Source organism: Frateuria sp. (assembly GCF_035943815.1).
In the GTDB taxonomy this organism is placed as follows: domain Bacteria; phylum Pseudomonadota; class Gammaproteobacteria; order Xanthomonadales; family Rhodanobacteraceae; genus Frateuria_A.
On record NZ_DASZBU010000013.1, the window covers coordinates 35,401 to 59,437 of the forward strand.

General features: G+C 67.4%; 21 protein-coding genes and 1 tRNA gene. 17 read left to right on the forward strand and 5 right to left on the reverse strand.

Annotated elements, in window-relative coordinates:
* The first annotated feature begins 3 nt into the window (after nt 1-3).
* The 15 genes from VGU65_RS09200 to gyrA all read left to right on the forward strand — a co-directional run bounded on the left by VGU65_RS09200 (nt 4) and on the right by gyrA (nt 18,960).
* Nucleotides 4-1,512 (forward strand): NADH-quinone oxidoreductase subunit M, encoded by a 1,509-nt coding sequence (locus VGU65_RS09200; RefSeq protein ID WP_327474979.1) that lies wholly within the window; start codon nt 4-6, stop codon nt 1,510-1,512.
* Nucleotides 1,513-1,528: 16 nt separating this feature from the next.
* Nucleotides 1,529-2,968, forward strand: coding sequence for an NADH-quinone oxidoreductase subunit NuoN (gene nuoN, locus VGU65_RS09205; RefSeq protein WP_327474981.1), 1,440 nt, complete (start codon nt 1,529-1,531; stop codon nt 2,966-2,968).
* A 102-nt stretch (nt 2,969-3,070) separates the two neighbouring features.
* Nucleotides 3,071-3,147: transfer RNA gene (locus VGU65_RS09210), tRNA-Met, on the forward strand.
* Nucleotides 3,148-3,338: 191 nt separating this feature from the next.
* Nucleotides 3,339-3,860: a ribosome maturation factor RimP gene (gene rimP / locus VGU65_RS09215; RefSeq protein WP_327474983.1), complete on the forward strand. Its 522-nt coding sequence runs from the start codon at nt 3,339-3,341 to the stop codon at nt 3,858-3,860.
* A gap of 102 nt (nt 3,861-3,962) precedes the next feature.
* Nucleotides 3,963-5,462, forward strand: a complete 1,500-nt coding sequence (gene nusA / locus VGU65_RS09220; RefSeq protein ID WP_327474985.1) for a transcription termination factor NusA — start codon at nt 3,963-3,965, stop codon at nt 5,460-5,462.
* A 132-nt stretch (nt 5,463-5,594) separates the two neighbouring features.
* Nucleotides 5,595-8,351, forward strand: coding sequence for a translation initiation factor IF-2 (infB, locus tag VGU65_RS09225; RefSeq protein WP_327474987.1), 2,757 nt, complete (start codon nt 5,595-5,597; stop codon nt 8,349-8,351).
* A 189-nt stretch (nt 8,352-8,540) separates the two neighbouring features.
* Nucleotides 8,541-8,921, forward strand: a complete 381-nt coding sequence (gene rbfA, locus VGU65_RS09230; protein ID WP_327474989.1) for a 30S ribosome-binding factor RbfA — start codon at nt 8,541-8,543, stop codon at nt 8,919-8,921.
* Nucleotides 8,902-9,855, forward strand: a complete 954-nt coding sequence (gene truB / locus VGU65_RS09235; RefSeq protein WP_327474990.1) for a tRNA pseudouridine(55) synthase TruB — start codon at nt 8,902-8,904, stop codon at nt 9,853-9,855. Before rbfA ends, truB begins: the two co-directional genes overlap by 20 nt.
* A gap of 251 nt (nt 9,856-10,106) precedes the next feature.
* Nucleotides 10,107-10,376: a 30S ribosomal protein S15 gene (gene rpsO / locus VGU65_RS09240; protein ID WP_091336585.1), complete on the forward strand. Its 270-nt coding sequence runs from the start codon at nt 10,107-10,109 to the stop codon at nt 10,374-10,376.
* Between the two features lie 19 nt (nt 10,377-10,395).
* The gene (gene pnp, locus VGU65_RS09245) at nt 10,396-12,501 is read left to right on the forward strand and encodes a polyribonucleotide nucleotidyltransferase (RefSeq protein WP_327474993.1); all 2,106 of its coding nucleotides are present in this window, start codon (nt 10,396-10,398) and stop codon (nt 12,499-12,501) included.
* Nucleotides 12,502-12,691: 190 nt separating this feature from the next.
* Nucleotides 12,692-13,582, forward strand: a complete 891-nt coding sequence (locus VGU65_RS09250) for a poly(R)-hydroxyalkanoic acid synthase subunit PhaE (RefSeq protein ID WP_327474995.1) — start codon at nt 12,692-12,694, stop codon at nt 13,580-13,582.
* 8 nt (nt 13,583-13,590) lie between these two features.
* Complete coding sequence (gene phaC / locus VGU65_RS09255) at nt 13,591-14,658, forward strand: class III poly(R)-hydroxyalkanoic acid synthase subunit PhaC (RefSeq protein WP_327474997.1); 1,068 nt, start codon at nt 13,591-13,593, stop codon at nt 14,656-14,658.
* Between the two features lie 111 nt (nt 14,659-14,769).
* Nucleotides 14,770-15,798 carry an S-methyl-5-thioribose-1-phosphate isomerase gene (gene mtnA, locus VGU65_RS09260; RefSeq protein ID WP_327474998.1) on the forward strand — a complete coding sequence of 343 codons (1,029 nt, stop codon included), beginning with the start codon at nt 14,770-14,772 and terminating at the stop codon, nt 15,796-15,798.
* Complete coding sequence (locus tag VGU65_RS09265; protein WP_327475000.1) at nt 15,795-16,205, forward strand: GtrA family protein; 411 nt, start codon at nt 15,795-15,797, stop codon at nt 16,203-16,205. Before mtnA ends, VGU65_RS09265 begins: the two co-directional genes overlap by 4 nt.
* Before the next feature lie 148 nt (nt 16,206-16,353).
* Nucleotides 16,354-18,960 carry a DNA gyrase subunit A gene (gene gyrA / locus VGU65_RS09270; protein ID WP_327475002.1) on the forward strand — a complete coding sequence of 869 codons (2,607 nt, stop codon included), beginning with the start codon at nt 16,354-16,356 and terminating at the stop codon, nt 18,958-18,960.
* 76 nt (nt 18,961-19,036) lie between these two features.
* Here the strand turns inward: gyrA and VGU65_RS09275 are convergent, their stop codons facing one another.
* Together VGU65_RS09275 and VGU65_RS09280 are read right to left on the reverse strand one after the other, a co-directional pair.
* Nucleotides 19,037-19,450 (reverse strand): DoxX family protein, encoded by a 414-nt coding sequence (locus VGU65_RS09275; protein ID WP_327475004.1) that lies wholly within the window; start codon nt 19,448-19,450, stop codon nt 19,037-19,039.
* A 122-nt stretch (nt 19,451-19,572) separates the two neighbouring features.
* A complete protein-coding gene (locus VGU65_RS09280; RefSeq protein WP_327475006.1) occupies nt 19,573-20,082 on the reverse strand; it encodes a peroxiredoxin in 510 nt (169 codons plus the stop codon).
* 134 nt (nt 20,083-20,216) lie between these two features.
* Here VGU65_RS09280 and VGU65_RS09285 point away from each other — a divergent pair, with 134 nt between their 5' ends.
* Both VGU65_RS09285 and VGU65_RS09290 read left to right on the forward strand, forming a co-directional pair.
* Nucleotides 20,217-20,705 carry an Hsp20/alpha crystallin family protein gene (locus VGU65_RS09285; protein WP_327475008.1) on the forward strand — a complete coding sequence of 163 codons (489 nt, stop codon included), beginning with the start codon at nt 20,217-20,219 and terminating at the stop codon, nt 20,703-20,705.
* Nucleotides 20,706-20,794: 89 nt separating this feature from the next.
* Complete coding sequence (locus VGU65_RS09290) at nt 20,795-21,700, forward strand: DnaJ C-terminal domain-containing protein (protein WP_327475010.1); 906 nt, start codon at nt 20,795-20,797, stop codon at nt 21,698-21,700.
* 112 nt (nt 21,701-21,812) lie between these two features.
* Here VGU65_RS09290 and pilH read toward each other — a convergent pair whose 3' ends face one another.
* The 3 genes from pilH to VGU65_RS09305 all read right to left on the reverse strand — a co-directional run bounded on the left by pilH (nt 21,813) and on the right by VGU65_RS09305 (nt 23,874).
* Nucleotides 21,813-22,178, reverse strand: a complete 366-nt coding sequence (gene pilH, locus VGU65_RS09295; RefSeq protein WP_327475012.1) for a twitching motility response regulator PilH — start codon at nt 22,176-22,178, stop codon at nt 21,813-21,815.
* A gap of 75 nt (nt 22,179-22,253) precedes the next feature.
* Nucleotides 22,254-23,258, reverse strand: coding sequence for a YhdH/YhfP family quinone oxidoreductase (locus VGU65_RS09300; protein WP_327475014.1), 1,005 nt, complete (start codon nt 23,256-23,258; stop codon nt 22,254-22,256).
* Between the two features lie 19 nt (nt 23,259-23,277).
* Nucleotides 23,278-23,874, reverse strand: coding sequence for an LOG family protein (locus tag VGU65_RS09305; protein ID WP_327475016.1), 597 nt, complete (start codon nt 23,872-23,874; stop codon nt 23,278-23,280).
* Nucleotides 23,875-24,037 lie beyond the last annotated feature (163 nt).

Consider the following 24,037-nt stretch of genomic DNA (forward strand, 5'->3'; position numbering starts at 1 on the left):
TCCATGTTCAATCACTTGCTCAGCCTGCTGATCTGGCTACCCATCGTCGGCGCGATCCCGGTGCTGCTGGCCGGCTCCGCGCGCCCGAACCTGGCCCGCTGGATCTCGCTGCTGGTGGCGGTGCTGACCTTCGTGGCCAGCCTGTACCTGCTGCCGGCCTACAACGCCGTCGACGGCACCATGCAGCTCACCGAAAGCCATATTTGGATCGCGTCGCTCGGCGTGCACTACGGCCTGGCGGTAGACGGCATTTCCATCGCCCTGATCCTGCTCACGACCTTCGTCGGCATCCTGGTGATCGCCGGCGCGTGGCAGGTGATCCAGGACAAGCCGCACCAGTACATGGCCGCGATGCTGGTGCTCGAGGGCCTGATGATCGGCGTGTTCTGCGCCACTGACGCCTTGCTGTTCTACGTGTTCTTCGAGGCGATGCTGATCCCGATGTTCATCCTGATCGGCGTCTGGGGTGGTCCGCGGCGTGTGTACGCCACCCTGAAGTTCTTCATCTACACATTCTTCGGCTCGATCTTCATGCTGATCGGCCTGATCTACCTGTACCTGAAGGCCGGCACCTTCGACCTGCACGCGTTGGCGGCGCTGCCGCTGACCTTGAAGGAGCAGAGCTGGCTGTTCTTCGCCTTCCTGCTCGCCTTCGCGATCAAGGTGCCGATGGTGCCGGTGCACACCTGGCTGCCGGATGCCCACGTGGAGGCGCCGACCGGCGGCTCGGTGGTGCTGGCGGCGGTGATGCTGAAGGTGGGCACCTACGGCTTCCTGCGCTTCATCCTGCCGATCACGCCGGACGCGGGCGCCCATTACGCCTGGCTGGTGATCGTGCTCAGCCTGGTGGCGATCGTCTACATCGGCTACGTGGCGCTGGTGCAGGAGGACATGAAGAAGCTGGTGGCGTACTCGTCCGTGGCGCACATGGGCTTCGTCACGCTGGGCATCTTCATCGCCTTCATGCTGGTGCGCGGCAGCGGCAACCTGGATGCGGCCAAGCTCGGCATGCAGGGCGCCATGGTTCAGATGATTTCGCACGGTTTCGTCTCCGGCGCGATGTTCACCTGCATCGGCGTCATGTACGACCGCATGCACACGCGCCTGATCAAGGACTACGGCGGCGTCATTAACGTGATGCCCTGGTTCGGCTTCTTCTACGTGCTGTTCGCCATGGCCAACTCCGGCCTGCCGGGCACCAGCGGTTTCGTCGGCGAGTTCATGGTGGTGCTGGCGAGCTTCGCCGCCAACCCGTGGATCGCGCTGTTCGCCGCCTTCACCCTGATCATCGGCGCCGCCTACACGCTGTGGATGGTCAAGCGCGTGCTGTGGGGCGACATCACCAACCCGCACGTGCGCGAGATGGAGGAGATCAACGGCCGCGAGGCGTTCGTGCTGATCGCCTTCGCCGCCGCCGTGCTGGCGCTGGGCATCTGGCCGCAGCCGCTGATCCACCTGATGGACGCCTCGGTGTCCCAGCTGGTGCAGCAGCTCGCCGTTCACAAGATCTAAGCGGAATCACACGCCCATGCCGACTTTCAACGACATTCTGATCATGCTGCCGGAGTTCTACCTGGTGGCGGCGGCGTGCCTGCTGTTGCTGCTGGACGCCTGGATGAAGCCCGAGCAGCGCACCGTCCTGCACTGGATCTCGATCCTGGTGCTGGTGGTGGGCATCTATCTGGTGGTCGCCGACCAGCCCGACACGCCGGTGACCGCCTTCGACGGCATGTTCGTCCGCGACCGGGTCGCGGAGATCCTCAAGGTGTTCATCCTGCTGTGCACCGCGCTGATCTTCGTGTTCTCGCGGCCGTATCTGGCCGACCGCAAGCTGTTCCAGGGCGAGTTCTACACATTGATGATCTTCGCCACCATCGGCGCGATGCTGCTGGTGTCGGCGGGCAACCTTGTGATGATCTACCTGGGCCTCGAACTGCTGACGCTGTGCTCGTACGGCCTGGTCGCGCTCAACCGCGATTCCCCGCTGTCGTCCGAAGCGGCGATCAAGTACTTCGTGCTCGGCGCGCTGTCCTCGGGCATGCTGCTGTACGGCATGTCGATGGTCTACGGCGCCACCGGCACGCTGGCGCTGGCGCAGCTGCACGGCGCGGTGGCCCACGCCGGCCTCGACCACCTGCTGGTGTTCGGCCTGATCTTCATGATCGTCGGCATCAGCTTCAAGCTCGGCGTGGCACCGTTCCACATGTGGATCCCGGACGTTTACCAGGGTGCGCCGACCGCGGTCACGATCTTTGTCGGTTCCACCTCGAAGCTGGCCGCCTTCGGCATGGCCTACCGCCTGCTCGAGTCGGGCATGGGTGGCATGGCGGGGCAGTGGCAGATGATGCTCGCCGTGCTTGCGGTGGCTTCGCTGGCGATCGGCAACCTGGTCGCCATCGTGCAGACCAACCTCAAGCGCCTGCTCGCCTACTCGACCATCTCGCACATGGGCTACCTGCTGCTGGGCCTGGTCAACGCCGGTCCCGAGGGCTACTCGTCGGCGATGTTCTACGCGATCAGCTACGCGCTGATGAGCACCGCGGCCTTCGGCGTGATCCTGGCGCTGGCGCGTGCCGGCTTCGAATGCGAAGAGATCGACGACTTCAGGGGTCTCAACCAGCGCTCGCCGTGGATGGCCTTCCTGATGATGCTGGCGATGTTCTCGCTGGCCGGCGTGCCGCCGATGTTCGGCTTCTTCGCCAAGCTGCTGGTGCTGCAGGCGGCCATCCATGCCGGAATGATGTGGCTGGCCATCGTAGGTATCGTCTTCGCGATCATCGGCCTGTACTACTACCTGCGGGTGGTCAAGGTGATGTATTTCGATAAGCCGGCCGAGGGTGTGGAGATCCGTCCGCAGGCGGACGGATTCCTGCGCACCATGCTCTCGCTCAACGCGTTGGTGCTGCTGGCGCTGGGCCTGTACTGGGGCCCGTTGCTGGGGTGGTGCCGCGAGGCGTTCGCGGGCTGACGGAACGGCATTCGCTCCGGACGTGGCGGGGCAAATGGATGAAGAATCGTTTCAAAAAGCTTGCAAGAAATCGGCCATGCCGCTATAGTTTGCGGACTCTGATGCGGGGTGGAGCAGTCTGGCAGCTCGTCGGGCTCATAACCCGAAGGTCGCAGGTTCGAATCCTGCCCCCGCTACCAGATCTTTCTTAGAACAAGAAAGCCTCCTCGTGAGGCTTTTTTGTTGGGCGCAAGGATGCGTCGTGGTGCGACGGCCGCCAAGGTGTCCGACGCGCCGCCGGGAAGAGCCTGGACGAGTCGGCACATCGTCGGGGTAAGGGAATGGGCCGTTGCGCCCATTTTTTGTTTCTGGAACCACGCAAACGACGACTATGGACACGCAGGCACTCGCACAACGCTTCTCCGACGTCCTGGCGGATCTTGGCCTGGAATGCATCGGCGTGGAGTTTTCCCCGTCGCAGGGGCAGAGTACCCTGCGCGTCTACCTGGACGTGCTCGACCACGCCGAGGGGCGCGAGGTCACCCTGGACGATTGCGAGGCCGCCAGCCGCGAGCTCTCGGCGCTGCTGGATGTGGAGGATCCGATCCCGGGCCACTACGTGCTGGAGGTTTCCTCGCCAGGCATCGACCGTCCGCTGTTCACCGCGGAACAGTTCGTCCGGGTGGTGGGGCAGGAGGTAAAGGTGCTGCTGAAGGCGCCGATCGACGGCCGCCGCCGCCTGCGCGGCAAGCTGGTCGCGGTGGACGGCATGCGGCTCAATTTCGAAGCGGAAGGCAAGACGTTCGAATTCGACCATGACGCGGTCGAGAGCGCGCGGGTGGTGCCGGACTGGGCCGCGCTCGGCTACGTGCCGCAGCCCAAGCCCGGCAAGCAACCGGGCAAGAAGAAATAATCAGTGCGGCCTTCCTTGGGCCGCGTTCCACGGTTCTGCGTTCAGGACGAACGCGACAATTTAACATTGGGCTTCCGGATGGAGGCCCGCGGAGTTCCTGCAATGAGCAAAGAACTGTTGCTGGTCGTCGATGCGGTCGCCAACGAGAAGGGCGTGCCGCGCGAGGTGATCTTCGAGGCGATGGAAGCCGCGCTCGCTTCGGCCGCCAAGAAGCGCTATCCGGACGAGGACCCGGACATCCGCGTGGCGATCGATCGCCACAGCGGCGACTACGAGACCTTCCGCCGCTGGGAGGTCATCGCCGACGACGGCGAGATGGAGTCCCCGTTCCACCAGCTGCGCCTGATGGACGCGGTGGACGAGCGCGAAGACGCGCAGGTGGGCGATTACATCGAGCAGCAGATCGAGAACGCCGAGTTTGGTCGCATCGCGGCGCAGGCGGCCAAGCAGGTGATCGTGCAGCGCGTGCGCGAGGCCGAGCGCCAGCAGGTGGTCGATGCCTACAAGGACCGCGTGGGCGAGCTGATCACCGGCATCGTCAAGCGTGTTGAGCGTGGCAACGTCTACCTGGACCTGGGTTCCAACGCCGAAGCTTTCATTCCGCGCGACAAGACCATTCCGCGCGAATCGGCCCGCGTCGGAGACCGCGTGCGCGGCTACCTCTACGAGGTCCGTTCGGAAGTTCGCGGCCCGCAGCTGTTCGTCTCGCGTGCGGCGCCGGAATTCATGATGGAGCTGTTCAAGCTCGAGGTGCCGGAAGTCGGCCAGGGCCTGGTCGAGATCAAGGGCTGCGCCCGTGATCCGGGCGACCGCGCCAAGATCGCCGTGCTCGCGCACGACACCCGCACCGACCCGATCGGCGCGTGCATCGGCATGCGCGGCTCGCGCGTGCAGGCGGTGTCCAACGAGCTCAACGGCGAGCGCGTGGACATCATCCTTTGGCACGAGAATCAGGCGCAGTACGTCATCAACGCGATGGCGCCGGCCGAGGTGCAGTCCATCATCATGGACGAGGAAAAGCACTCGATGGACATCGCGGTGGCCGAGGACAAGCTGTCCCAGGCCATCGGCCGCGGCGGCCAGAACGTGCGCCTGGCCAGCAAGCTCACCGGCTGGCAGCTCAACGTGATGACCCAGGACCAGGTCACCGCCAAGAGCGAAGCCGAGCAGCAGGCCGCGCGCCAGTTGTTCATGGACAAGCTGGAAGTGGACGAAGAGATCGCCAACATCCTGGTGCAGGAAGGCTTCTCCAGCGTCGAGGAAATCGCCTACGTGCCCAGCGCCGAGCTGTTGGCGGTCGAGGGCTTCGACGAGGACATCGTCGAGGAGCTGCGTGCGCGCGCCCGCGACGCACTGCTGACCGAGGCGCTGGCGGTGGAAGAGGGCATCGCCGAGCCGTCCGAGGAGCTGCTCGGCCTGCCGGGCATGGACGAGGCCACGGCCTATGCGCTGGCTGCACGCGAAATCGGTACGGTGGACGACTTGGCCGACCTCGCCGTCGACGACCTGATCGACATCGAAGGCATGGACGAGGAGCGCGCCGCCGCGTTGATCATGGCGGCCCGCGCACCGATGATCGAGCGACTGGAGAAGGGCGGCTAACCGCGGACGGCGGCGCCTTCGGATGGGCGCGCCGAGGAAGCCTCATGCGGGGCTTCCGCCAGGGATGGAGGTGGACGTGCCGGCTTGGGGCCGCACGGACGATAAGCGCGGGAACGGCGGAGAAAGAACACGATGTCGGATGTAACGATCAAACAACTCGCCCAGGTGCTGGGCATGCCGGTCACCAAGCTGCTGGGGCAGCTGGGTGAGGCAGGCATGAATTTCTCCGATCCGGAGCAGGTCATCAGCAGCACCGAGAAGGTGAAACTGCTGGGCTTCCTGCGCCGTACCCATGGCAAGGGCGAGGCCGCTCCCGAGGCGGACGACAGTACGCCGCGCCAGATCACTCTCAAGCGCCGCAAGGTCAGCGAGCTGAAGGTCGCCACACCCGGCGGCCGCGGCGCGGCCAGCAGCGCCAAGACAGTCAACGTGGAAGTGCGCGCCAAGCGCACCTACGTAAAGCGCAGCGTGATCGCCGAGGAAGCGAGCGCCGAGCCGGAGCGCGAGGAGGCCGTGCGCAAGCTGGCCGAGTCGCAGCAGCAGCGCGAGCACGAGGAGCGCGAGCGCCTGGAGGCCGAGCAGCGCCGCCAGCAGGAGGCGCAGCAGCGTGCGCTGGAAGAACAGCGCCAGGCCGAGGAAGCCAGGCGCCAGACCGAGCAGGCAGCTCTCGAGCAGCCCGCCGAGGCGATGGCCGCCACGGAGGCGTCCACGCAGGAAGCGGTCGCCGAAGTACCGGCGGCCGTGGCTGCCAAGGCCACGGCGGCGGCCCCCGTGCCGCCCGCGCCCTCCGGCACCGACCACAGTTCGTTCGGCATGATCGTGCCGCGCATCCATGAGCCGCGTAAGCGCGAGAAGAAGGTCGTCGTCGCGGCGCCGGCGCCCGCGCCGGCCCCCGCGCCGGCGCCCTCCGATACCCGCGGTGGCGCCAAGGCGCGCCATGGCCGCGACCGCGACGAAGGCCCGGGCGGCAAGCGCTTCGCCGGCGGCGAGCTGCATCTGTCCGATGCCGATCGCGCGCGCCGTTCAAGCAAGCGCGGCAAGCCCGGCAAGGGCGGTCGTGAAGCGGCCCGCGGCGGTTCCGGTGCCGCGGCCGGCGCGCATGGCTTCTCCCGTCCCACCGCGCCCGTCGTGCGCGAGGTGGTGATCGGTGAGGCCAACCTGGTCGCCGACCTGGCGCAGAAGATGGCGGTCAAGGGCTCCGAGGTGGTCAAGGCGCTCTTCAAGATGGGCGTGATGGCCACCATCAACCAGACCATCGACCGCGATACCGCTACGCTGGTGGTCGAGGAGCTGGGCCACACGCCGGTCGAGGCGAGCGAGAACAACGCCGAGGCCGCGCTGGCCGCGCACACCCAGAACGCCGAGCTCGAGGGCGAGAGGTCCACGCGACCGCCGGTGGTCACCATCATGGGCCACGTCGACCACGGCAAGACCTCGCTGCTGGACTACATCCGCCGCACCAAGGTCGCGGCGGGCGAGGCGGGCGGCATCACGCAGCACATCGGCGCGTACCACGTGGACACGCCCAAGGGCGTGATCACCTTCCTCGACACCCCGGGCCATGCCGCGTTCACCGCGATGCGCGCCCGCGGCGCGCAGTCCACCGACATCGTGGTGCTGGTGGTCGCCGCCGACGACGGCGTGATGCCGCAGACGGCCGAGGCCGTGCAGCATGCGCGCGCCGCCAAGGTGCCGCTGATCGTGGCGCTCAACAAGATGGACAAGTCCGACGCCAACCCGGACCACGTCAAGCAGGGCCTGGGCAACCTCGAGGTCATCCCGGAAGAGTGGGGTGGCGATACGCCGTTCGTGCCCGTCTCGGCCAAGACCGGCATGGGCGTCGACGATCTGCTCGACGCAATCTCGGTGCAGGCCGAGGTGATGGAGTTGACTGCCGTGTTCGACGGCCCGGCCACCGGTGTGGTGATCGAGTCCAGCCTGGACAAGGGCCGCGGCCCGGTCGCCACCGTGCTGGTGCAGCAGGGTACGTTGAAGCGCGGCGACTTCGTGGTCTGTGGCGTGGAATACGGCCGCATGCGCGCGCTGGTCGACGAGAACGGCAAGACCGTGCAGGAAGCCGGCCCCTCGATCCCGGTCCAGGTGCTCGGCCTTTCCGGCGTGCCGGAGGCGGGCGACGACTTCGTGGTGGTCGCCGACGAGCGCCTGGCGCGCGAAGTCGCCGCCGAGCGCCAGCAGAAGCGTCGCGAGACGCGGATGGTCAGCAAGGCCAACCGCCTCGAGGACATCATGGCGCAGATGGGCCAGGGCGCCGAGCAGCAGACGCTCAACATCCTGGTCAAGGCCGACGTGCAGGGTTCGGTGCAGGCGCTGCGCGACTCGCTCAGCCAGATCGGCAACGAGAACGTGAAGGTCAACGTGATCGCGGCCGGCGTCGGTGGCATCACCGAGTCCGACGCGACGCTCGCGGCGGCGTCGAAGGCGCTGATCATCGGCTTCAACGTGCGCGCCGACGCTTCGGCACGCAAGGTGATCGACACCGCCGGCCTGGACGTGCGCTACTTCTCGATCATCTACGACGTCATCGATCAGGTGAAACAGGCGGCTTCGGGCCTGCTGGGCGTGGAAGTGCGCGAGGAGATCATCGGCATCGCGCAGGTGCGCGAGGTCTTCCGCAGCTCCAAGTTCGGCGCGGTGGCCGGCTGCATGGTCACCGAAGGCACGGTCAAGCGGAACAAGCCGATCCGCGTGCTGCGCGACAACACGGTGGCCTTCCAGGGCGAGCTCGAATCGCTTCGCCGCTTCAAGGACCTGGTCGACGAGGTGCGCAACGGCATGGAATGCGGTATCGCCGTGAAGCAGTACAACGACGTCAAGGTCGGCGACCAGATCGAATGCTTCGAGCGCATCGAGGTTGCCCGCACGCTGTAACTCGGCGCTTTGCTCCTTCTCCCCGGCTCCGATGAGATCAGGGGGAGAGGGCCGGGGTGAGGGGCCTGTCCGGCCTCAGGTCGGGCGGGCACGAGGCGAGCCCCGCCCCTCGCCCATCCTCTCCCCGGAAGGAGAGGCGACAAGAAGCCGCCGCTGATGCGGCGGCAACGCCATTTGATTGGAGCCCCCATGCCCTCACGCGACTTCAAACGTACCGACCGCGTAGGCGCCGAGCTCCGCCGTGAACTCGGCCTGCTGGTGCACGCCGCCGTGCGCGACCACGCGCTGCCCTCGGTGAGCGTGTCCGACGTGGAGGTCACCCGCGACCTCGACTGGGCCACCGTGTGGGTGACCGCGCTGCAACCGGAGCGTGCCAAGGAAGCGGTCAAGGCCCTCAACGAACTGGGCGTGGAGTTCCGCCGCACGCTCTCGCGCGGCATGCGCCTGCGGCGCGTGCCGGAGCTGCGCTTCAAGTACGACGACTCGGTCGACAAGAGCGAGCGCATCGAGCGCCTGCTGCGCGACTCGGGCGACATCCAGCCGGCGAGCGATGGCGAAGGCGAGCCGTAAGCTCCGGGGCTCGGGTCGCGGCTGCGCCCCCTCGCGCGACCTGCACGGCATCCTGCTGCTCGACAAGCCGTTGGGCATGAGCTCCAACCAGGCCCTTCAGGCCACGCGCCGATTGCTGCGCGCAGCCAAGGGCGGGCACACGGGTGCGCTCGATCCGCTGGCCACCGGCCTGCTGCCGCTGTGTTTCGGCGAAGCAACCAAGATCGCCGGCACGCTGCTGGGGTCGCGCAAGGCGTATCTCGCCGAGTGCCGGCTGGGCGTCACCACCACCACGGCAGACCTGGAGGGCGACCTGGTCGAGCAGCGGCCCGTGCCTGCACTCGACGAGGCGGCGCTCGAACAGGCGCTGGCCTCGCTGCGCGGCCGCATCGTGCAGGTGCCGCCCGTGTACTCGGCGCTCAAACAGGGCGGCGAACCGCTGTATGTAAAGGCCCGGCGCGGCGAGGCTGTCGACGTGCCGCCGCGCGAGGTGGACATCCATCGCCTCGAGCTGCTCGCGCACGAAGGCGACCGCCTGCGTCTGCTGGTCGAATGCGGCTCGGGCACCTATATCCGCAGCCTGGCGGTCGATCTGGGCGAACGCTTGGGTTGCGGCGCCCACCTGACCTCGCTGCGCCGGCTCTGGGTCGAACCGTTCCGCGAACCGGCGATGGTCACGCTTGCCGAACTGGAGCAGGCGGCGGGGCAGGGCGAGGCTGCGCTCGATGCTTTGCTGCTGCCGCTTTCCGCCGGGCTGGCCGACCTGCCGACGCTGAGGCTGGACCCATCCCAGGCGCTCGCGGTCGCCCAGGGCCAGCAGATTCCCTGGCCCGGCTCCCTGGAGGAGGGCCCCAGCGCCGCCTTCGCGCCTGACGGCCGGCTGCTGGCGCTGGTCGAGCCGGACCCGGCCGGCCGGGTCCGCATCGTCCGCGGGTTCAATCTGCCAAGCCCCTGAACCCCGCCTCTCGACTCCTTGCGGAGCATCTCAGCCCCGCATCCGAGCCCTTCCCCGCGAACACGGAGATGGGCTCGGCGGCAGCGAGCGCCAAATGGCGCCATTTAACGCTCTTGTTGCCAAGCGCCCGCCCTCGCTACAATAGCGAGCTTGTTCCAGAGCTTTACATCCAACCAGCGGAGCTTGTGCAACCTCATCGCGCGGTGAGGTTGCACAAGTTCCGCATCCGCATTTTGAAGGAAGAGATACCCATGTCCCTTACCGCAGAACAGACCAGCAAGATCATTGCTGACTACGGCCGCGTGCCGAACGACACCGGTTCGCCGGAGGTGCAGGTGGCCCTGCTGTCGGCCCGCATCGAGCACCTGACTGGCCACTTCAAGGAACACAAGCAGGATCACCACTCGCGCCGTGGCCTGCTGCAACTGGTCAACCGCCGCAAGAGCCTGCTCGCCTACCTGAAGGACCGCGACCTGGCTCGTTACCAGAGCCTGATCGAACGTCTCGGCCTCCGCCGTTAATCTTTCGAGGAGACCTAACGTGGCGAAAGTAACCAAGTCATTCCAGTACGGTAATCACGAAGTCACACTGGAGACGGGCGAAATCGCCCGCCAGGCATCCGGTGCGGTCATGGTCAGCATGGGCGGCACCGTGGTGCTGGTCACCGCCGTGGCCGCGGCCAAGCCGCGCGAGGGGCAGGACTTCTTCCCGCTCACCGTCGACTACGTCGAGAAGTTCTACTCCGCCGGTCGCATCCCGGGCGGCTTCTTCAAGCGCGAAGGCCGCCCGACCGAGAAGGAAACGCTGACCTCGCGCCTGATCGACCGCCCGGTCCGTCCGCTGTTCCCCGAGGACTACAAGAACGAAGTGCAGGTCATCGCACAGGTCGTCTCGCTGAACCCGGAAATCGACGGCGACATCCCGGCGATGATCGGCGCCTCCGCGGCGCTCAGCCTCGCCGGCATCCCGTTCAAGGGCCCGATCGGCGCCGCCCGCGTCGGCTACGCCAACGGCCAGTACCTGCTGAACCCGTCGGCCACCGAGCTGAAGACCTCCGATCTCGACCTGGTCGTCGCCGGCACCTCCGGCGCGGTGCTGATGGTGGAATCCGAAGCCAAGCTGCTGTCCGAGGACGTCATGCTCGGCGCGGTGATGTTCGGCCACAAGCACATGCAGGTCGCCATCAACGCGATCGCCGAGCTGGCCACCGAAGCGGCCCGCCCGTCCTCGGGCTGGCAGGCGCCGGCGCGCAACGAGTCGCTGGTCGCCGCGCTCAAGGGCGAAGTCGGCAGCAAGCTGGAGGAAGCCTTCCAGATCCGCGACAAGCTGCAGCGCCGCGACGCGATCGCCGCGATCAAGGCCGACGCGCTCGAGGCCCTCAAGCCACAGGCCGAAGCCAACGCCTGGTCGTCCGCCGAGCTGGCCAAGGAATTCGGCGAGCTCGAGTACCGCACCATGCGCGACAGCGTGCTCAAGACCAAGGTGCGCATCGACGGCCGCCAGCTCGACGACGTGCGCCCGATCACCGTACGCGTGGGCGTGCTGCCGCGCACCCACGGCTCGGCGCTGTTCACCCGCGGCGAAACGCAGGCGCTGGTCGTGACCACGCTGGGCACCACCCGCGACGCGCAGATCATCGATGCGCCGGAAGGCGAGTCGAAGGATCCGTTCCTGTTCCATTACAACTTCCCGCCGTTCTCGGTGGGCGAGGCCGGCCGCTTCGGCGCGCCCAAGCGCCGCGAGATCGGCCACGGCCGTCTCGCCAAGCGCGGCGTGCAGGCGGTCAAGCCCAGCATCGAGGAATTCCCCTACGTGCTGCGCGTGGTCTCGGAGATCACCGAGTCCAACGGCTCCTCCTCGATGGCCTCGGTCTGCGGTTCCTCGCTGGCCATGATGGACGCCGGCGTGCCGCTGAAGGCGCCGGTGGCCGGCATCGCCATGGGCCTGGTCAAGGAAGGCGACGACTTTGTCGTGCTTTCGGACATCCTGGGCGACGAGGACCACCTCGGCGACATGGACTTCAAGGTGGCCGGTAGCGCCGAGGGCATTTCCGCGCTGCAGATGGACATCAAGATCGACGGCATCACCGAGGAGATCATGAAGGTGGCGCTGGCCCAGGCCAAGCGCGGCCGTCTGCACATCCTGGGCGAGATGGCCAAGGTCATCAGCACGCCGCGTTCGGAGATGAGCGAGTACGCCCCGCGCCTGCTCACCATCAAGATCCATCCGGACAAGATCCGCGAGGTCATCGGCAAGGGCGGCGCCACGATCCGCTCGATCACCGAGGAGACCGGCACGACGATCGATATCAGCGACGACGGCACCGTCATCATCGCCTCGGTCAACCGCCTGGCGGCCGACGAGGCCAAGAAGCGCATCGAGCAGATCGTCTCCGACGTCGAGCCGGGCCGCATCTACGAGGGCAAGGTCGCCAAGCTGATGGACTTCGGCGCGTTCGTGACCATCATGCCGGGCAAGGACGGCCTGGTGCACGTCTCGCAGATCTCCTCCGAGCGCGTGGAGAAGGTCTCCGACAAGCTCAAGGAAGGCGACATCGTCAAGGTGAAGGTGCTGGAAGTGGACAAGCAGGGCCGCATCCGCCTGTCCATGAAGGCCGTGGCCGAAGACGAAGCCGCCAACAGCTAACACTCCGACGCTTTTCTCCCCTTCGGGAAAAGGCCGGTGCAAGGGGCCGGGATCGCGATAAGCGCCCCGGTCCGATTCAAAAAACGGGCCGCTGGCCCGTTTTTTTTGGGGCCGCGAAGCTGCGGCTGGGGCGAACCGAAACCTTCCGTCATACGGGTTTTGCTACGATCCCACCGATCCCCAGCAAGGCATGCCCGTGACCTCGCCGAATCCCGCCGCCGACTTCGAAGCCCTGGGCCGCCAGGTATGGGATGCCTGGAGCCGCCCCTGGGCCGGCCCTGCCGCCGCACCCGCCGCCGCTGCACCGATGCCCGGCATGGATGGCCTCAAGGGCTATTTCGACTGGATGCAGCAGGCCGCCGCCGCGATGACCGGGCAGGGCGGGCCGGTCGCATCGCCGGTCGCGCCGTTCGGCAACTGGACCCTTCCGGGCACAGGCATGCCGCCGCTCGGCTTGGACGCCCTGCGCGGGATGCTCGATACGCCGGCTTTCGGCCACAACCGCGAGCAGCAAGCCCAGCAGCAGGCGCTCATGCGCGCGCTGCTGGACCATCAGCAGGCGAGCGCGCGCTACCACGAGCTGCTCGCCCGCGCACAGGCGCAGGGCGCCGAGCGGATGCAGCGCAAGCTGGCCGAGCCCGGCTTCCAGGTCGCGTCGCTCAAGGCCGTGTACGACCTGTGGGTCGATGCGGTGGAAGAGGCCTACGCGGAGATCGCGCTGTCGGACGAGTTCCGCGAAGCCTACGCGGCACAGGGCAACACCCAGATGCGTGTGCGCCAGCTGCAGCAGCAACAGATGGAGCAGTGGTGTCGCGAGGCCGGGTTGCCTACGCGCAGCGAGGTCGCCACGCTCGGGCAGCGGGTGCAGGAACTGCGCCGCGAGTTGCGGCGCATGCAGGCGCCCAGCACGGCTGCCCCATCACAGGTCGACGGAAAGGCCGTAAAGACGCCCAAACGGCAGGCGTCCGCCAAGCCCGCCCATGGCACCCAGGCCAAGTCTGTCGCCAAGCCCGCCCGTGGCACCCGGGCCAAGTCTGTCGCCAAGGCCGCCTCCCGCCGCACGTCGCGCAAGCCGCGCTGAGGATCGTCATGAAGACCCCGTGGCCGTTGGACCCCGCCCGCATCCTCGAGGAAGTCACCACCTTCCAACGCAAGCTGGCGGCGGGCACCGCCAGCCTGCGCAGCGTGTCCGAGCCCGACTACGCCGGCACGCCGCGCGAACTCGTCTATCGCGAAGACAAGCTCACCCTCTGGCGCATGCGCGGCGAGCGCGCACCGACCGCCAGGACCCCGTTGCTGATCGTCTACGCGCTGGTCAACACGGTCTGGATGACCGACCTGCAGAGCGACCGCTCGCTGGTGCGCAACCTGCTCGCGCAGGGCGAGGACGTGTACCTGATCGACTGGGGCTATCCCGACGGCGCGGACCGCTGGCTCACGCTGGAGGACTACATTGACGGCTACCTCGACCGCTGCGTGGATGCCGTGCGCGCGCAGGCCGGCGTGGACGCCATCGACCTGCTCGGCATCTGCCAGGGTGGCGCGTTCTCGCTGTGCTACACGGCGCTGCATGGGGACAAGGTGCGCAACCTCGTCACCATGGTCACGCCGGTGGATTACCACACGCCGGACAACATGCTCTCGCACTGGGCGCGCGACCTGGACGTGGACCTGTTCGTCGACACGCTGGGCAACATCCCCGCGGCGCTGATGAACTGGGTCTACCTCACACTCAAGCCTGTGCGGCTGCTGCAGCAGAAGTACGTGAACCTGGTCGAGATCCTGGACAACCCACGCGAGCTGGAAAATTTCCTGCGCATGGAGCGTTGGATCTTCGATTCGCCCGACCAGGCCGGCGAGGCCTTTCGCGAGTTCGTCAAGGATTTCTTCCAGGCCAACAAGCTGGTCAAGGGCGGCCTCACCATCGGCGGCCGCCCGGTCGATCTGGGCACGATCAGCCAGCCCGTGCTCAACATCTACGCCGAGCAGGACCACCTCGTGCCGTCCGACGCCTCGCGGGCACTGGGCCTGCACGTAGGCAGCGACGACTACACCGAGCTGGCCTTCAAGGGCGGCCACATCGGCATCTACGTCTCCGGCCGCGCGCAGAGCGAAGTGCCGCCGGCGATCCACCGCTGGCTGCGCGAACACGACTGACCGTTGGCCGGGCCGCACCTCGTCGCGCCCCATCCAGAGCGAAGTCCACCCTGCGCCAGCGCGTGCATGGCCGCGTGCTAGGCTTTCCGATCTTCCCCTCATCCGCTCCCCATGAACGCCTCCACTGAATCCCTCCGCGAGCACGACACCATCCGCGCGGTGCAGTGGCGCGGCGACCGCCTGTGCCTGCTCGACCAGCGCCTGCTGCCGGGCGAGGAGCGCTGGATCGAGTGTCGCGACGCCGGACAGGTGACCCAGGCGATCCGCGACCTGGCCGTGCGCGGCGCGCCGGCCATCGGCATCGCCGCCGCCTGGGGCGTGGTGCTGGCGGCGCAGCAGCGTGCATCGCTGGATGACGTATTGGCGACGTTGCGCGCGGCCCGGCCGACCGCGGTGAACCTGATGTGGGCGCTGGACCGCATGAAGGCGCGCATCGCCATGGGCGCCGACGCCGCCGCGCTGGAGCGCGAGGCGCAAGCGATCCAGGACGAGGACCTTGCCGCCAATCGCCGCATGGGCGAGCTCGGTGCCGCACTGATCGCGCCAGGTTCGGGCGTGCTCACCCACTGCAACACCGGTTCGCTGGCGACCGCCGGCTACGGCACCGCGCTGGGCGTGATCCGCGCCGGCGTCGCCGCCGGGCGCATCGGCGAGGTGTTCGCCGGCGAGACGCGACCCTGGCAGCAGGGCGCTCGGCTGACCATGTACGAGCTGGTGCGCGATCGCATTCCGGCGCACCTGATCGCCGATTCGGCCGCAGCGCACCTGATGCGCTCGGGCAGGGTACAGTGGGTGATCGTCGGCGCCGACCGCATCGCCGCCAACGGCGACACCGCCAACAAGATCGGCACCTACCAGCTCGCCATCGCCGCGCGCCACCATGGGGTGAGGTTCATGGTGGTGGCGCCGTCATCGACGGTGGACATGGCCACGCCCGACGGCGAGGCGATCGAGATCGAATTGCGTCACGCCGACGAGCTGCTGTCCACCGGCGGCCGCCGCACGGTGGTGGAAGGCGCGCAAGCATGGAACCCGGTGTTCGACGTCACGCCTTCGGAACTGATCGACGCCATCGTGACCGAGCGCGGCGTGATCGAGCGGCCCGGCATGGCCGCCATGCAGGCCATGTTCGGCCGATGAGGCTCGGTCGTCAGGCCGGTCTGTTCGCCATCGGCGGCGCCATCGGCCTGCTGGTGGATGCCGGCACCGTGCAGGCGCTGGTCGCATGGGCGCACTGGAATCCGTACGTGGCGCGGGTGCTTTCGTTTCTGCTCGCCGCCACCGCGACCTGGGCGTGGAACCGCCACCGCACCTTCGCCGACCGCGCCAGCGGCCGTTCGCCATTGACCGAATGGCTGCACTGGCTGGGCCTGATGGGCGTCGGCGCGCTGGTCAATTACGCCCTCTACGTCGTCCTCTTGCTGTCGTTTCCATCGCTGTACCGGTGGCCGGCGCTGGCGGCGGCGGCGGGGTCGGCGGCCGCCGCGCTGGTCAATTTTTCGACGGCCCGCGGGGTGCTTTTCCGGCGCCCAAAACGTGTCGTGTAAGTTGCTGATTTAAAAGATTAAAAACCGGGCTTTTGCCAGGCGTTCGTGATACAATTTCACGATTGCTTGAGGGCCGCGCAACCGCGCGCACGAAGCGCGGGCTGCGCGGCCCTTTTGTTTCCATGGAAGCCGACTGGGAAGCCGATTGATGGCAGAACTCGCCAAAGAAGTCATCCGCGTCAACATCGAAGACGAGATGCGCCAGAGCTACCTCGATTACGCCATGAGCGTGATCGTGGGACGCGCCCTTCCTGACGTGCGCGACGGTTTGAAGCCCGTGCATCGCCGCGTGCTGTTCGCGATGAACGAACTGGGCAACGCCTGGAACAAGCCCTACAAGAAATCGGCCCGCGTGGTCGGTGACGTGATCGGTAAATACCACCCGCACGGCGACGCGTCGGTCTATGACGCCATCGTGCGCATGGCCCAACCGTTCTCGCTGCGCTACATGCTGGTCGACGGCCAGGGCAACTTCGGTTCGGTCGATGGCGACAACGCCGCGGCGATGCGTTACACCGAGGTGCGCATGTCGCGCCTCACGCACGAGCTGCTCGCCGACATCGACAAGGAAACGGTCGACTTCGGCCCGAACTACGACGAATCCGAGCAGGAACCGCTGGTCCTGCCCACGCGCGTGCCGAATCTGCTGATCAACGGCTCGGCGGGCATCGCTGTCGGCATGGCCACCAACGTGCCGCCGCACAACCTCAACGAGGTGATCGCCGGCACCATCGCGCTGATCGACGAGCCGTCGCTCTCGGTCGACGAGCTGATGCAGTACATCCCCGGCCCGGACTTCCCGACCGCCGGCATCATCAACGGCGCCGCCGGGATCGTCGAGGCCTACCGCACCGGCCGCGGCCGCATCCTGGTGCGTGCGCGCACCGAGATCGAGACCGAGGCGAACGGCCGCGAGACCATCCTGGTCCACGAGTTGCCCTACCAGGTGAACAAGGCGCGGTTGATCGAGAAGATCGCCGAGCTGGTGAAGGAAAAGAAGATCGAGGGCATCAGCGAACTGCGCGACGAGTCCGACAAGGACGGCATGCGCATCGTGATCGAAGTGCGCCGCGACGCGATGGCCGACGTGGTGCTCAACAATCTGTTCCTGCAGACGCAGCTGCAGGTGACCTTCGGCATCAACATGGTGGCGTTGCTGGACGGCCAGCCGCGGCTGCTCAACCTCAAGGAAATCCTCGAGGCGTTCATCCGCCACCGCCGCGAGGTGGTGACCCGCCGCACCATCTTCGAGCTGCGCAAGGCGCGCGCCCGCGCCCACATCCTGGAAGGCCTGACCGTCGCGCTGGCCAACATCGACGAGATGATCGAGCTGATCCGCAGCTCCGCCTCGCCCGCCGAGGCGCGCGAGCGCATGCTCGCACGCAAGTGGCAGCCGGGCATGGTCGGCACGCTGCTGGCCGCCGCCGGGGCGGAAGCTTCGCGGCCGGAGGACATGGATCCGCGCGATGGCCTGAAATCGGACGGCTACCAGCTGTCCGACGTGCAGGCGCAGGAGATCCTGGCCATGCGCCTGCACCGCCTGACCGGGCTGGAGCAGGAAAAGCTTTCCGACGAGTACCGGCAGATCCTCGAGACGATCCGCGGGCTGATCGAGATCCTCGAGAATCCCGAAGTGCTGCTCAAGGTCATCCGCGAGGAACTGGAGTTCATCAAGGCCGAGTACGGCGACGCGCGCCGCACCGAGATCCAGCATTCGCAGGAGGACTTGAACGTCCTCGACCTGATCGCGCCGGAGGACATGGTCGTCACGCTGTCGCACACCGGCTACGTCAAGCGCCAGCCGGCCAGCACCTACCGCGCGCAGAAGCGCGGCGGCAAGGGCCGTTCCGCCTCGGCGCTGAAGGACGAGGATTTCGTCGAGCAGCTTTGGGTGGTCAATACGCACGACACGCTGCTGACCTTCACCAGCACCGGCCGCGTCTACTGGCTCAAGGTCTACCAGATGCCCGAGGCCGGCCCGGGCGCACGCGGCAAGCCGATGGTCAACCTGCTGCCGCTGGGCGAGGGCGAGAAGGTGCAGGCGGTGCTGCCGATCCGCGAGTACAGCCCGGATTGCTATGTGTTCTTCGCCACCAAGTGCGGCACCGTGAAGAAGACGCCGCTCACCGAGTTCGCCTTCCAGCTGCAACGCGGCAAGATCGCGATCAACCTCGATGAGGGTGACGCGCTGGTGGACGTGGCCATCACCAACGGCAACAGCGACATCCTGCTGTTCGCCTCCAACGGCAAGGTCAATCGCTTCGACGAGAACACCGTCCGTTCGATGGGACGCACCGCCACCGGCGTGCGTGGCATGCGCCTGGCCGAGGGTGCCGAAGTGGTCTCGCTGATCGTGGCGGCCGAGGGCGACATCCTCACCGCCACCGAGCGCGGCTACGGCAAGCGCACGCCACTGGAAGAGTTCACCAAGAAGGGCCGTGGCACCCAGGGCGTGATCGGCATCCAGTGCTCCGAACGCAATGGCGCGCTGGTTGCCGCGGTGCAGGTTACCGAGGCACACGAGCTGATGCTGATTTCCAACCAGGGCACGCTGGTGCGTACCCGCGTCGGGGAGATCTCGCAGCTGGGTCGCAATACCCAGGGCGTCACCCTGATCCGCCTGCCGGCCGACGAGAACCTGGTCAGCGTAGTGCGGCTGGATGCCGAGGAGGGCAACGGCGAGGACGCCGAGCCGGCCGACGGAGCCGCTCCGGAAGGCCCTGTGCCGGCCCAGGACGGAACGGAAGAAGCCTGACGCAACGAAGAAAGCCCCGGCTGGTCCGGGGCTTTCTTTTTGGGTTTGGCCTGCCGGCCGCTGGCGCTTCCGCCGCCTAGCGCCGGTCGATCGAATAGCGTCCCGGGCCGGTGACGCACAACAGCAGCAGGCCGCCGATGATCGCGATGTTCTTGTAGAAATTGATTATGTTGGCCATGCGGTCTGCACCGGCCATCGTCCAGTAGTGGTGCCCGATCAACGCCGTGCCGAGCGTGTACAGGGCGAGCAGCAGGGCCAGCGGCCTCGTGCAGAAGCCGAGCGCGATCGCCAGGCCGACGAAGAACTCCATGATAACGACCACCACCGCCGCCAGGGTGGGCACCGGCAGACCCGCGCCTGCCATGTAGCCGACGGTTCCCGAGAAGTCGGTCAGCTTGTTCCAGCCGAACAGCACGAACAGGACCATCAGCAGGATCCGGGCGAGCAGGATCACCTCGTTGCTGACCTTGTCGAACAGTACGTAGCGCATGGCAGCGGCCTCCTTCGCGATCGGTTGACGTGGCAGGACTTGCTTCTCGGCATTGCGGCGCCGATCGTAACTCCCCGCCGGCCCGGCCGCGCCAGGGCCGGCGTACCGGGTGGTGCCTGGCTTCAACCGGCCGTAGGGCGGGCCTCTACACCGAGCGCCTGCAGCATGGCTTCGGCGGTGGAAACGCGGAATTCACCCGGCGCCTCCACGTGCAACTGGCGTACCACGCCGTCCTCTGCATACAAGGCGAAGCGGCGTGCGCGCAGCCCCATGCCGTAGGCGGTGCCGTCGAACTGCAGGCCCAGCGCGCTGGTGAAACTGGCGTTGCCGTCGGCCAGCAGCTTCAGCCCGGCGGGCACCTGCTGCACGGCCGCCCAGGCCTGCATCACGTAGGCGTCGTTCACGGCCATGCCGATCACTTCGATGCCATGCTCCCGGAACGTCCGGTAATGCTGCACGTAGCCCGGCAGATGGTGGTCCGAACAGGTTGGCGTGAAGGCGCCGGGAACGGCGAACAGCACGACCCGGGCATGGGCGAACAGGCTGGCGGTGGACTGGCGGCGGGCTGGTGCGCCGTCTTCGATCACGGTCACTTCGACGTCAGGTAGGGGCTGGCCGATCTGGATGCTCATGCGGATCCGTCCTTGCGGGTGGGGCAGGCATCCTAAACCCGGCCTGGGCCGCTGTCGCCTTGAATCGGCGCCGCGCGCACCTACTTCTGTGGCAAGCGGCGCAACGCCGTGACCCTTTGGAGGAGGACCCGCCCATGAGTTCGAACCGCAACCCGATGTGGAACGCCGCCAGCGCATTCCCCGAGGAAATCCGCCATGCCTTCGACCGTTTCTTCCAGCAGGAAGAGGCCGACGGCTCCAACGTGGTGACCAGCCAGTGGGCGCCGCGCGTCGACATCAAGGAGGAAGACAAGCGCTTCGTGATCTTCGTGGACGTCCCCGGCGTGGACCCGGCAAACATCGAAGTGAGCATGGAAAAGGGCATCCTGACCATCAAGGGCGAACGCACCGTGCAGAACCAGGAGCAGAACGGTCGGTTCACCCGCATCGAGCGTGCGCATGGCACCTTCCATCGCCGTTTCGCGCTGCCTGACAGCGCCGATCCGGAGGGCATCACCGCAGTGGGCCGCCACGGCGTGCTGGAGATCGTGATCCCGAAGCGGGCGGAGACCACGCCGCGGCGCATCTCGATTTCCACCGACCACGGCACGGGCGGCAACGGCCCGTCGTCCGTCAATCACTGAAGCACAAGCCCTAACGTGTCACTGGCGGCCGCTCGCGGAGCACCTCCGCGGCGGACCGCCTGCCTGTGCAGTCTTGCCGAGGAAGGGCAGTGGAATTCAAAGACTATTACGACATCCTCGGGGTGAAACCCGACGCCAGCGAGGCCGAGATCAAGGCGGCCTACCGCAAGCTGGCGCGGCAATACCATCCGGACAAGAACAAGGAAGCCGGGGCGGAGGAGCGTTTCAAGGCCATCAACGAAGCCAACGAGGCGTTGCGCGACCCCGAGAAGCGTCGCGCCTACGACCAGTTGCGCGCGGGCGGCTACCGCGGCGGCGAGCAGTTCCGCCCGCCGCCGGGATGGGGGCAGGGCGGCGGCTTCGATTTCGGCGACGTCGGGGACGGGGATTTCAGCGATTTCTTCGAAAGCCTGTTCGGCCACGCCGGTGGCGGTCCCCGCGGTTCCCGCGGACAGCCGCGGCCGCGACGGGGCCGCGACGTGCAGGCGCAGGTGCAGATCGACCTGCAGACGGCCTTCGACGGCGGCCGCACGCGGCTGGCGCTGCAGGGCAGCGGGCAGGAGCGCGTGCTTGAGGTGAAGATCCCCGCCGGCATCCAGCCCGGCCAGGTGATCCGGCTCGCCGGCCAGGGCCAGGCCGGCGCGGCCGGAGGTCCGGCGGGCGACCTGCTGCTGGAGGTGACGATTCGCGACGATGCGCGCTTTCGGCTGGACGGCCGCAACGTCCTGCACGTGCTGGCGCTGGCGCCATGGGAGGCCGCGCTGGGCGCCACGGTGCCGGTGCCGACCCTGGCCGGTACCGTGGACCTGCGTATCCCGGCCGGCTCGCAGTCCGGCCGCAAGCTGCGACTGAAGGGTCGCGGTTTGCCGGGCAGCCCGGCCGGGGACCAGCTGGTGGAACTCTCCATCCGCGCGCCGGCTGCCGAAAGCGAGGCCCAGCGGGAAGCTTACGAGGCGTTGCACAAGCAGTTCGCGGGCTACGACCCGCGGGCTTGATGCCTCTGAAGGGCATGCCGCCAGGTGGCTCGGAAAGCGAGCGCCGAAGATACGGGGCTTGGGGTAGTTCTGGCTCGCTCTCCCGCAGGGGGAGGGAGGGCTCGAAAGCGCTTCAGGCCGGCAGCAGCGGCTTGATCGTGGCGACCAGTTCGTCTTCCTTGATCGGCTTGGTCACGTAGGCCTTGGCGCCCTGGCGCATGCCCCATACGCGATCGGTTTCCTGATCCTTGGTCGTGACCAGCACCACGGGGATGTGGGCGGTATCGGGGTCCTTGCTGATCGTGCGGGTGGCCTGGAAACCATTGAGGTTGGGCATGACCACGTCCATCAGGATCAGGTCCGGACGCTCGCGACGGGCCACCTCCACGCCGGCGGCACCGTCTTCCGCGGTCAGCGCCTCATGGCCGAGCTTCTCGACGATGCGCTTGAGGCCCAGCAGCTGCGACGGGGAATCGTCGACGATCAGGATTCGTGCCATGAGGTTTGGGGGTTCCCTAGTAGTTGTCGTGGATTCTATGCCGCGCGCGGGGCGCTTCCAAGCGTGGCGTGGGCCTCAGCTACCGCCGATGCGCACCAGGGTGCGGCCGAAGGATTCGCCGGCAAGCATGTGTCCGAAAACCTCCGGCAATGCTTCCAGCGTCACCTCGCGGGTGGCGATGCGGTCCAGGTGGCGGGGCTTCCAGTCGTCGGCCAGGTGCTGCCAGATGGACTCGCGCAGGTCGCGTTCGGTACCGGCGGAGGCGATGCCCAGCAGGCTCACGCCGCGGATGATGAAAGGCATGACGGTGCCGTCGAAGGCGATTCCGCCGGCGTTGCCGCAGATGGCCACGTTGCCGTAGGGCGCGATGAGCGGCAGCAGCCCGGCCAGCATCGGTCCGCCGACGTTGTCCAGCGCGCCGCCGAAGCGAGCCGAATCCATCGGCTTGCCGCTGAAGGCGAGCTGGCGGCGGTCGATGCATTCACTGGCGCCCAGGCTACGCAGCACGTCGAAATGGTCGGTCTTGCCGCTGATCGCGTGCACCTCGTAGCCGGCGCGGCTGAAGATGTCGATCGCAAGCTGGCCCACGCCACCGCTGGCGCCGGTGATGGCGATCGGCCCCAGGTCCGGGCTCTGGCGGTTGTCCTGCATGCGCGCGAGCGCCAGGGCCGCAGTGAAGCCGGCGGTGCCCAGGATCATGCTTTCGCGCAGGGACAGCCCCTCGGGCAAGCGGATCGTCCAGCGCGCATCGAGCCGCGCGTACCGGGCATAGCCGCCGTCGCGCGTCTCGGACAGACCGCTGCCGGTGCACAGCACGGGGTCGCCTTCCTTGAAGGTCGGGTCGGTCGAGGCGACCACGCGGCCGGCCAGGTCGATGCCGCCGTTCAACGGGAACCGGCGCAGTATCCTGCCCTTGCCGGTGCCGGCCAGGGCGTCCTTGTAGTTGACCGAGGAGTACGCGACCTCGACCAGCACTTCGCCCGGCGTGAGCGCATCGGCATCCATGGTTTCGATGCCGCTGCGGTAGCCGGCCTCGTCGCTGTGGATGCGCAGGGCGCGGAACGGGGTGTTCGGGTTCATGCCTTGCCTCCTGCCTGGGTCATGCGTCGATGCTGCGATCATCCACCCATTTGGGCAGGTAGCGGCCCTCGTAGCCGGCCATCCAGTCGAACAGCCCGCCCATGTCGGGGCCGAACCAGACGTCCTCGCGCTGCTCCGGGCGCACGAAGCGCTCGCCGACCATGTGGTCCATCATGGCGCGCAGGTGCGTGTAGTAGCCGCGCACGTCCAGGAAGGCGCAGGGGTAGCGGTGCAGGCCCAGCTGCGCCCAGGTCAGCATCTCGAACATCTCGTCCATGGTGCCGAAGCCGCCGGGCAGGGCGACGAAGGCGTCGGCAAGTTCGTACATGCGGGTCTTGCGCTGGTGCATGGTGTCGACCACGACCAGCTCGCTGAGGCCCGGATGGGCGACTTCCAGGTCCACAAGCTGGCGCGGGATCACGCCGATGGCCTTGCCGCCGGCCGCCAGCACCGCGTCGGCCACCGTTCCCATCAGCCCCACCTTGCCGCCGCCGTAGACCAGCGCGATGCCACGCTGCGCCATTTCATTGCCGAAGGCGCGGGCCTGCTCGACGTATTCGGGGTGGCTGCCGCTGCTGGAGCCGCAGTAGACGCACAGGGCGGTGGGTTGGGGCATGGATATCCGGTCTGGCAGGTACGGTGACGCCGTTTCTTTGCTCGTCGTTCCCGCGAGGGCGGGAACCGGGGGGCTCGTGGCCATCGGAGCAAGATGGATGACCGGCATTCGCTGTTGAAAAGCGCCTCGCTTTCGCGGGATGGCGCCTCCGCGAGGTACGGAG

What these genes read in the sequence shown, in the direction of transcription:
- gyrA (WP_327475002.1), top strand. Translation starts at nt 16,354, where the DNA reads ATGGCAGAACTCGCCAAAGAAGTCATCCGCGTCAACATCGAAGACGAG.
- truB (WP_327474990.1), top strand. Translation starts at nt 8,902, where the DNA reads ATGGCGAAGGCGAGCCGTAAGCTCCGGGGCTCGGGTCGCGGCTGCGCC.
- mtnA (WP_327474998.1), top strand. Translation starts at nt 14,770, where the DNA reads ATGAACGCCTCCACTGAATCCCTCCGCGAGCACGACACCATCCGCGCG.
- pilH (WP_327475012.1), bottom strand. Translation starts at nt 22,178, where the DNA reads ATGGCACGAATCCTGATCGTCGACGATTCCCCGTCGCAGCTGCTGGGC.
- VGU65_RS09285 (WP_327475008.1), top strand. Translation starts at nt 20,217, where the DNA reads ATGAGTTCGAACCGCAACCCGATGTGGAACGCCGCCAGCGCATTCCCC.
- nuoN (WP_327474981.1), top strand. Translation starts at nt 1,529, where the DNA reads ATGCCGACTTTCAACGACATTCTGATCATGCTGCCGGAGTTCTACCTG.
- rimP (WP_327474983.1), top strand. Translation starts at nt 3,339, where the DNA reads ATGGACACGCAGGCACTCGCACAACGCTTCTCCGACGTCCTGGCGGAT.
- VGU65_RS09280 (WP_327475006.1), bottom strand. Translation starts at nt 20,082, where the DNA reads ATGAGCATCCAGATCGGCCAGCCCCTACCTGACGTCGAAGTGACCGTG.
- VGU65_RS09300 (WP_327475014.1), bottom strand. Translation starts at nt 23,258, where the DNA reads ATGAACCCGAACACCCCGTTCCGCGCCCTGCGCATCCACAGCGACGAG.
- infB (WP_327474987.1), top strand. Translation starts at nt 5,595, where the DNA reads ATGTCGGATGTAACGATCAAACAACTCGCCCAGGTGCTGGGCATGCCG.
- VGU65_RS09265 (WP_327475000.1), top strand. Translation starts at nt 15,795, where the DNA reads ATGAGGCTCGGTCGTCAGGCCGGTCTGTTCGCCATCGGCGGCGCCATC.
- VGU65_RS09305 (WP_327475016.1), bottom strand. Translation starts at nt 23,874, where the DNA reads ATGCCCCAACCCACCGCCCTGTGCGTCTACTGCGGCTCCAGCAGCGGC.
- VGU65_RS09275 (WP_327475004.1), bottom strand. Translation starts at nt 19,450, where the DNA reads ATGCGCTACGTACTGTTCGACAAGGTCAGCAACGAGGTGATCCTGCTC.
- rpsO (WP_091336585.1), top strand. Translation starts at nt 10,107, where the DNA reads ATGTCCCTTACCGCAGAACAGACCAGCAAGATCATTGCTGACTACGGC.
- phaC (WP_327474997.1), top strand. Translation starts at nt 13,591, where the DNA reads ATGAAGACCCCGTGGCCGTTGGACCCCGCCCGCATCCTCGAGGAAGTC.
- nusA (WP_327474985.1), top strand. Translation starts at nt 3,963, where the DNA reads ATGAGCAAAGAACTGTTGCTGGTCGTCGATGCGGTCGCCAACGAGAAG.
- VGU65_RS09250 (WP_327474995.1), top strand. Translation starts at nt 12,692, where the DNA reads ATGCCCGTGACCTCGCCGAATCCCGCCGCCGACTTCGAAGCCCTGGGC.
- rbfA (WP_327474989.1), top strand. Translation starts at nt 8,541, where the DNA reads ATGCCCTCACGCGACTTCAAACGTACCGACCGCGTAGGCGCCGAGCTC.
- VGU65_RS09200 (WP_327474979.1), top strand. Translation starts at nt 4, where the DNA reads ATGTTCAATCACTTGCTCAGCCTGCTGATCTGGCTACCCATCGTCGGC.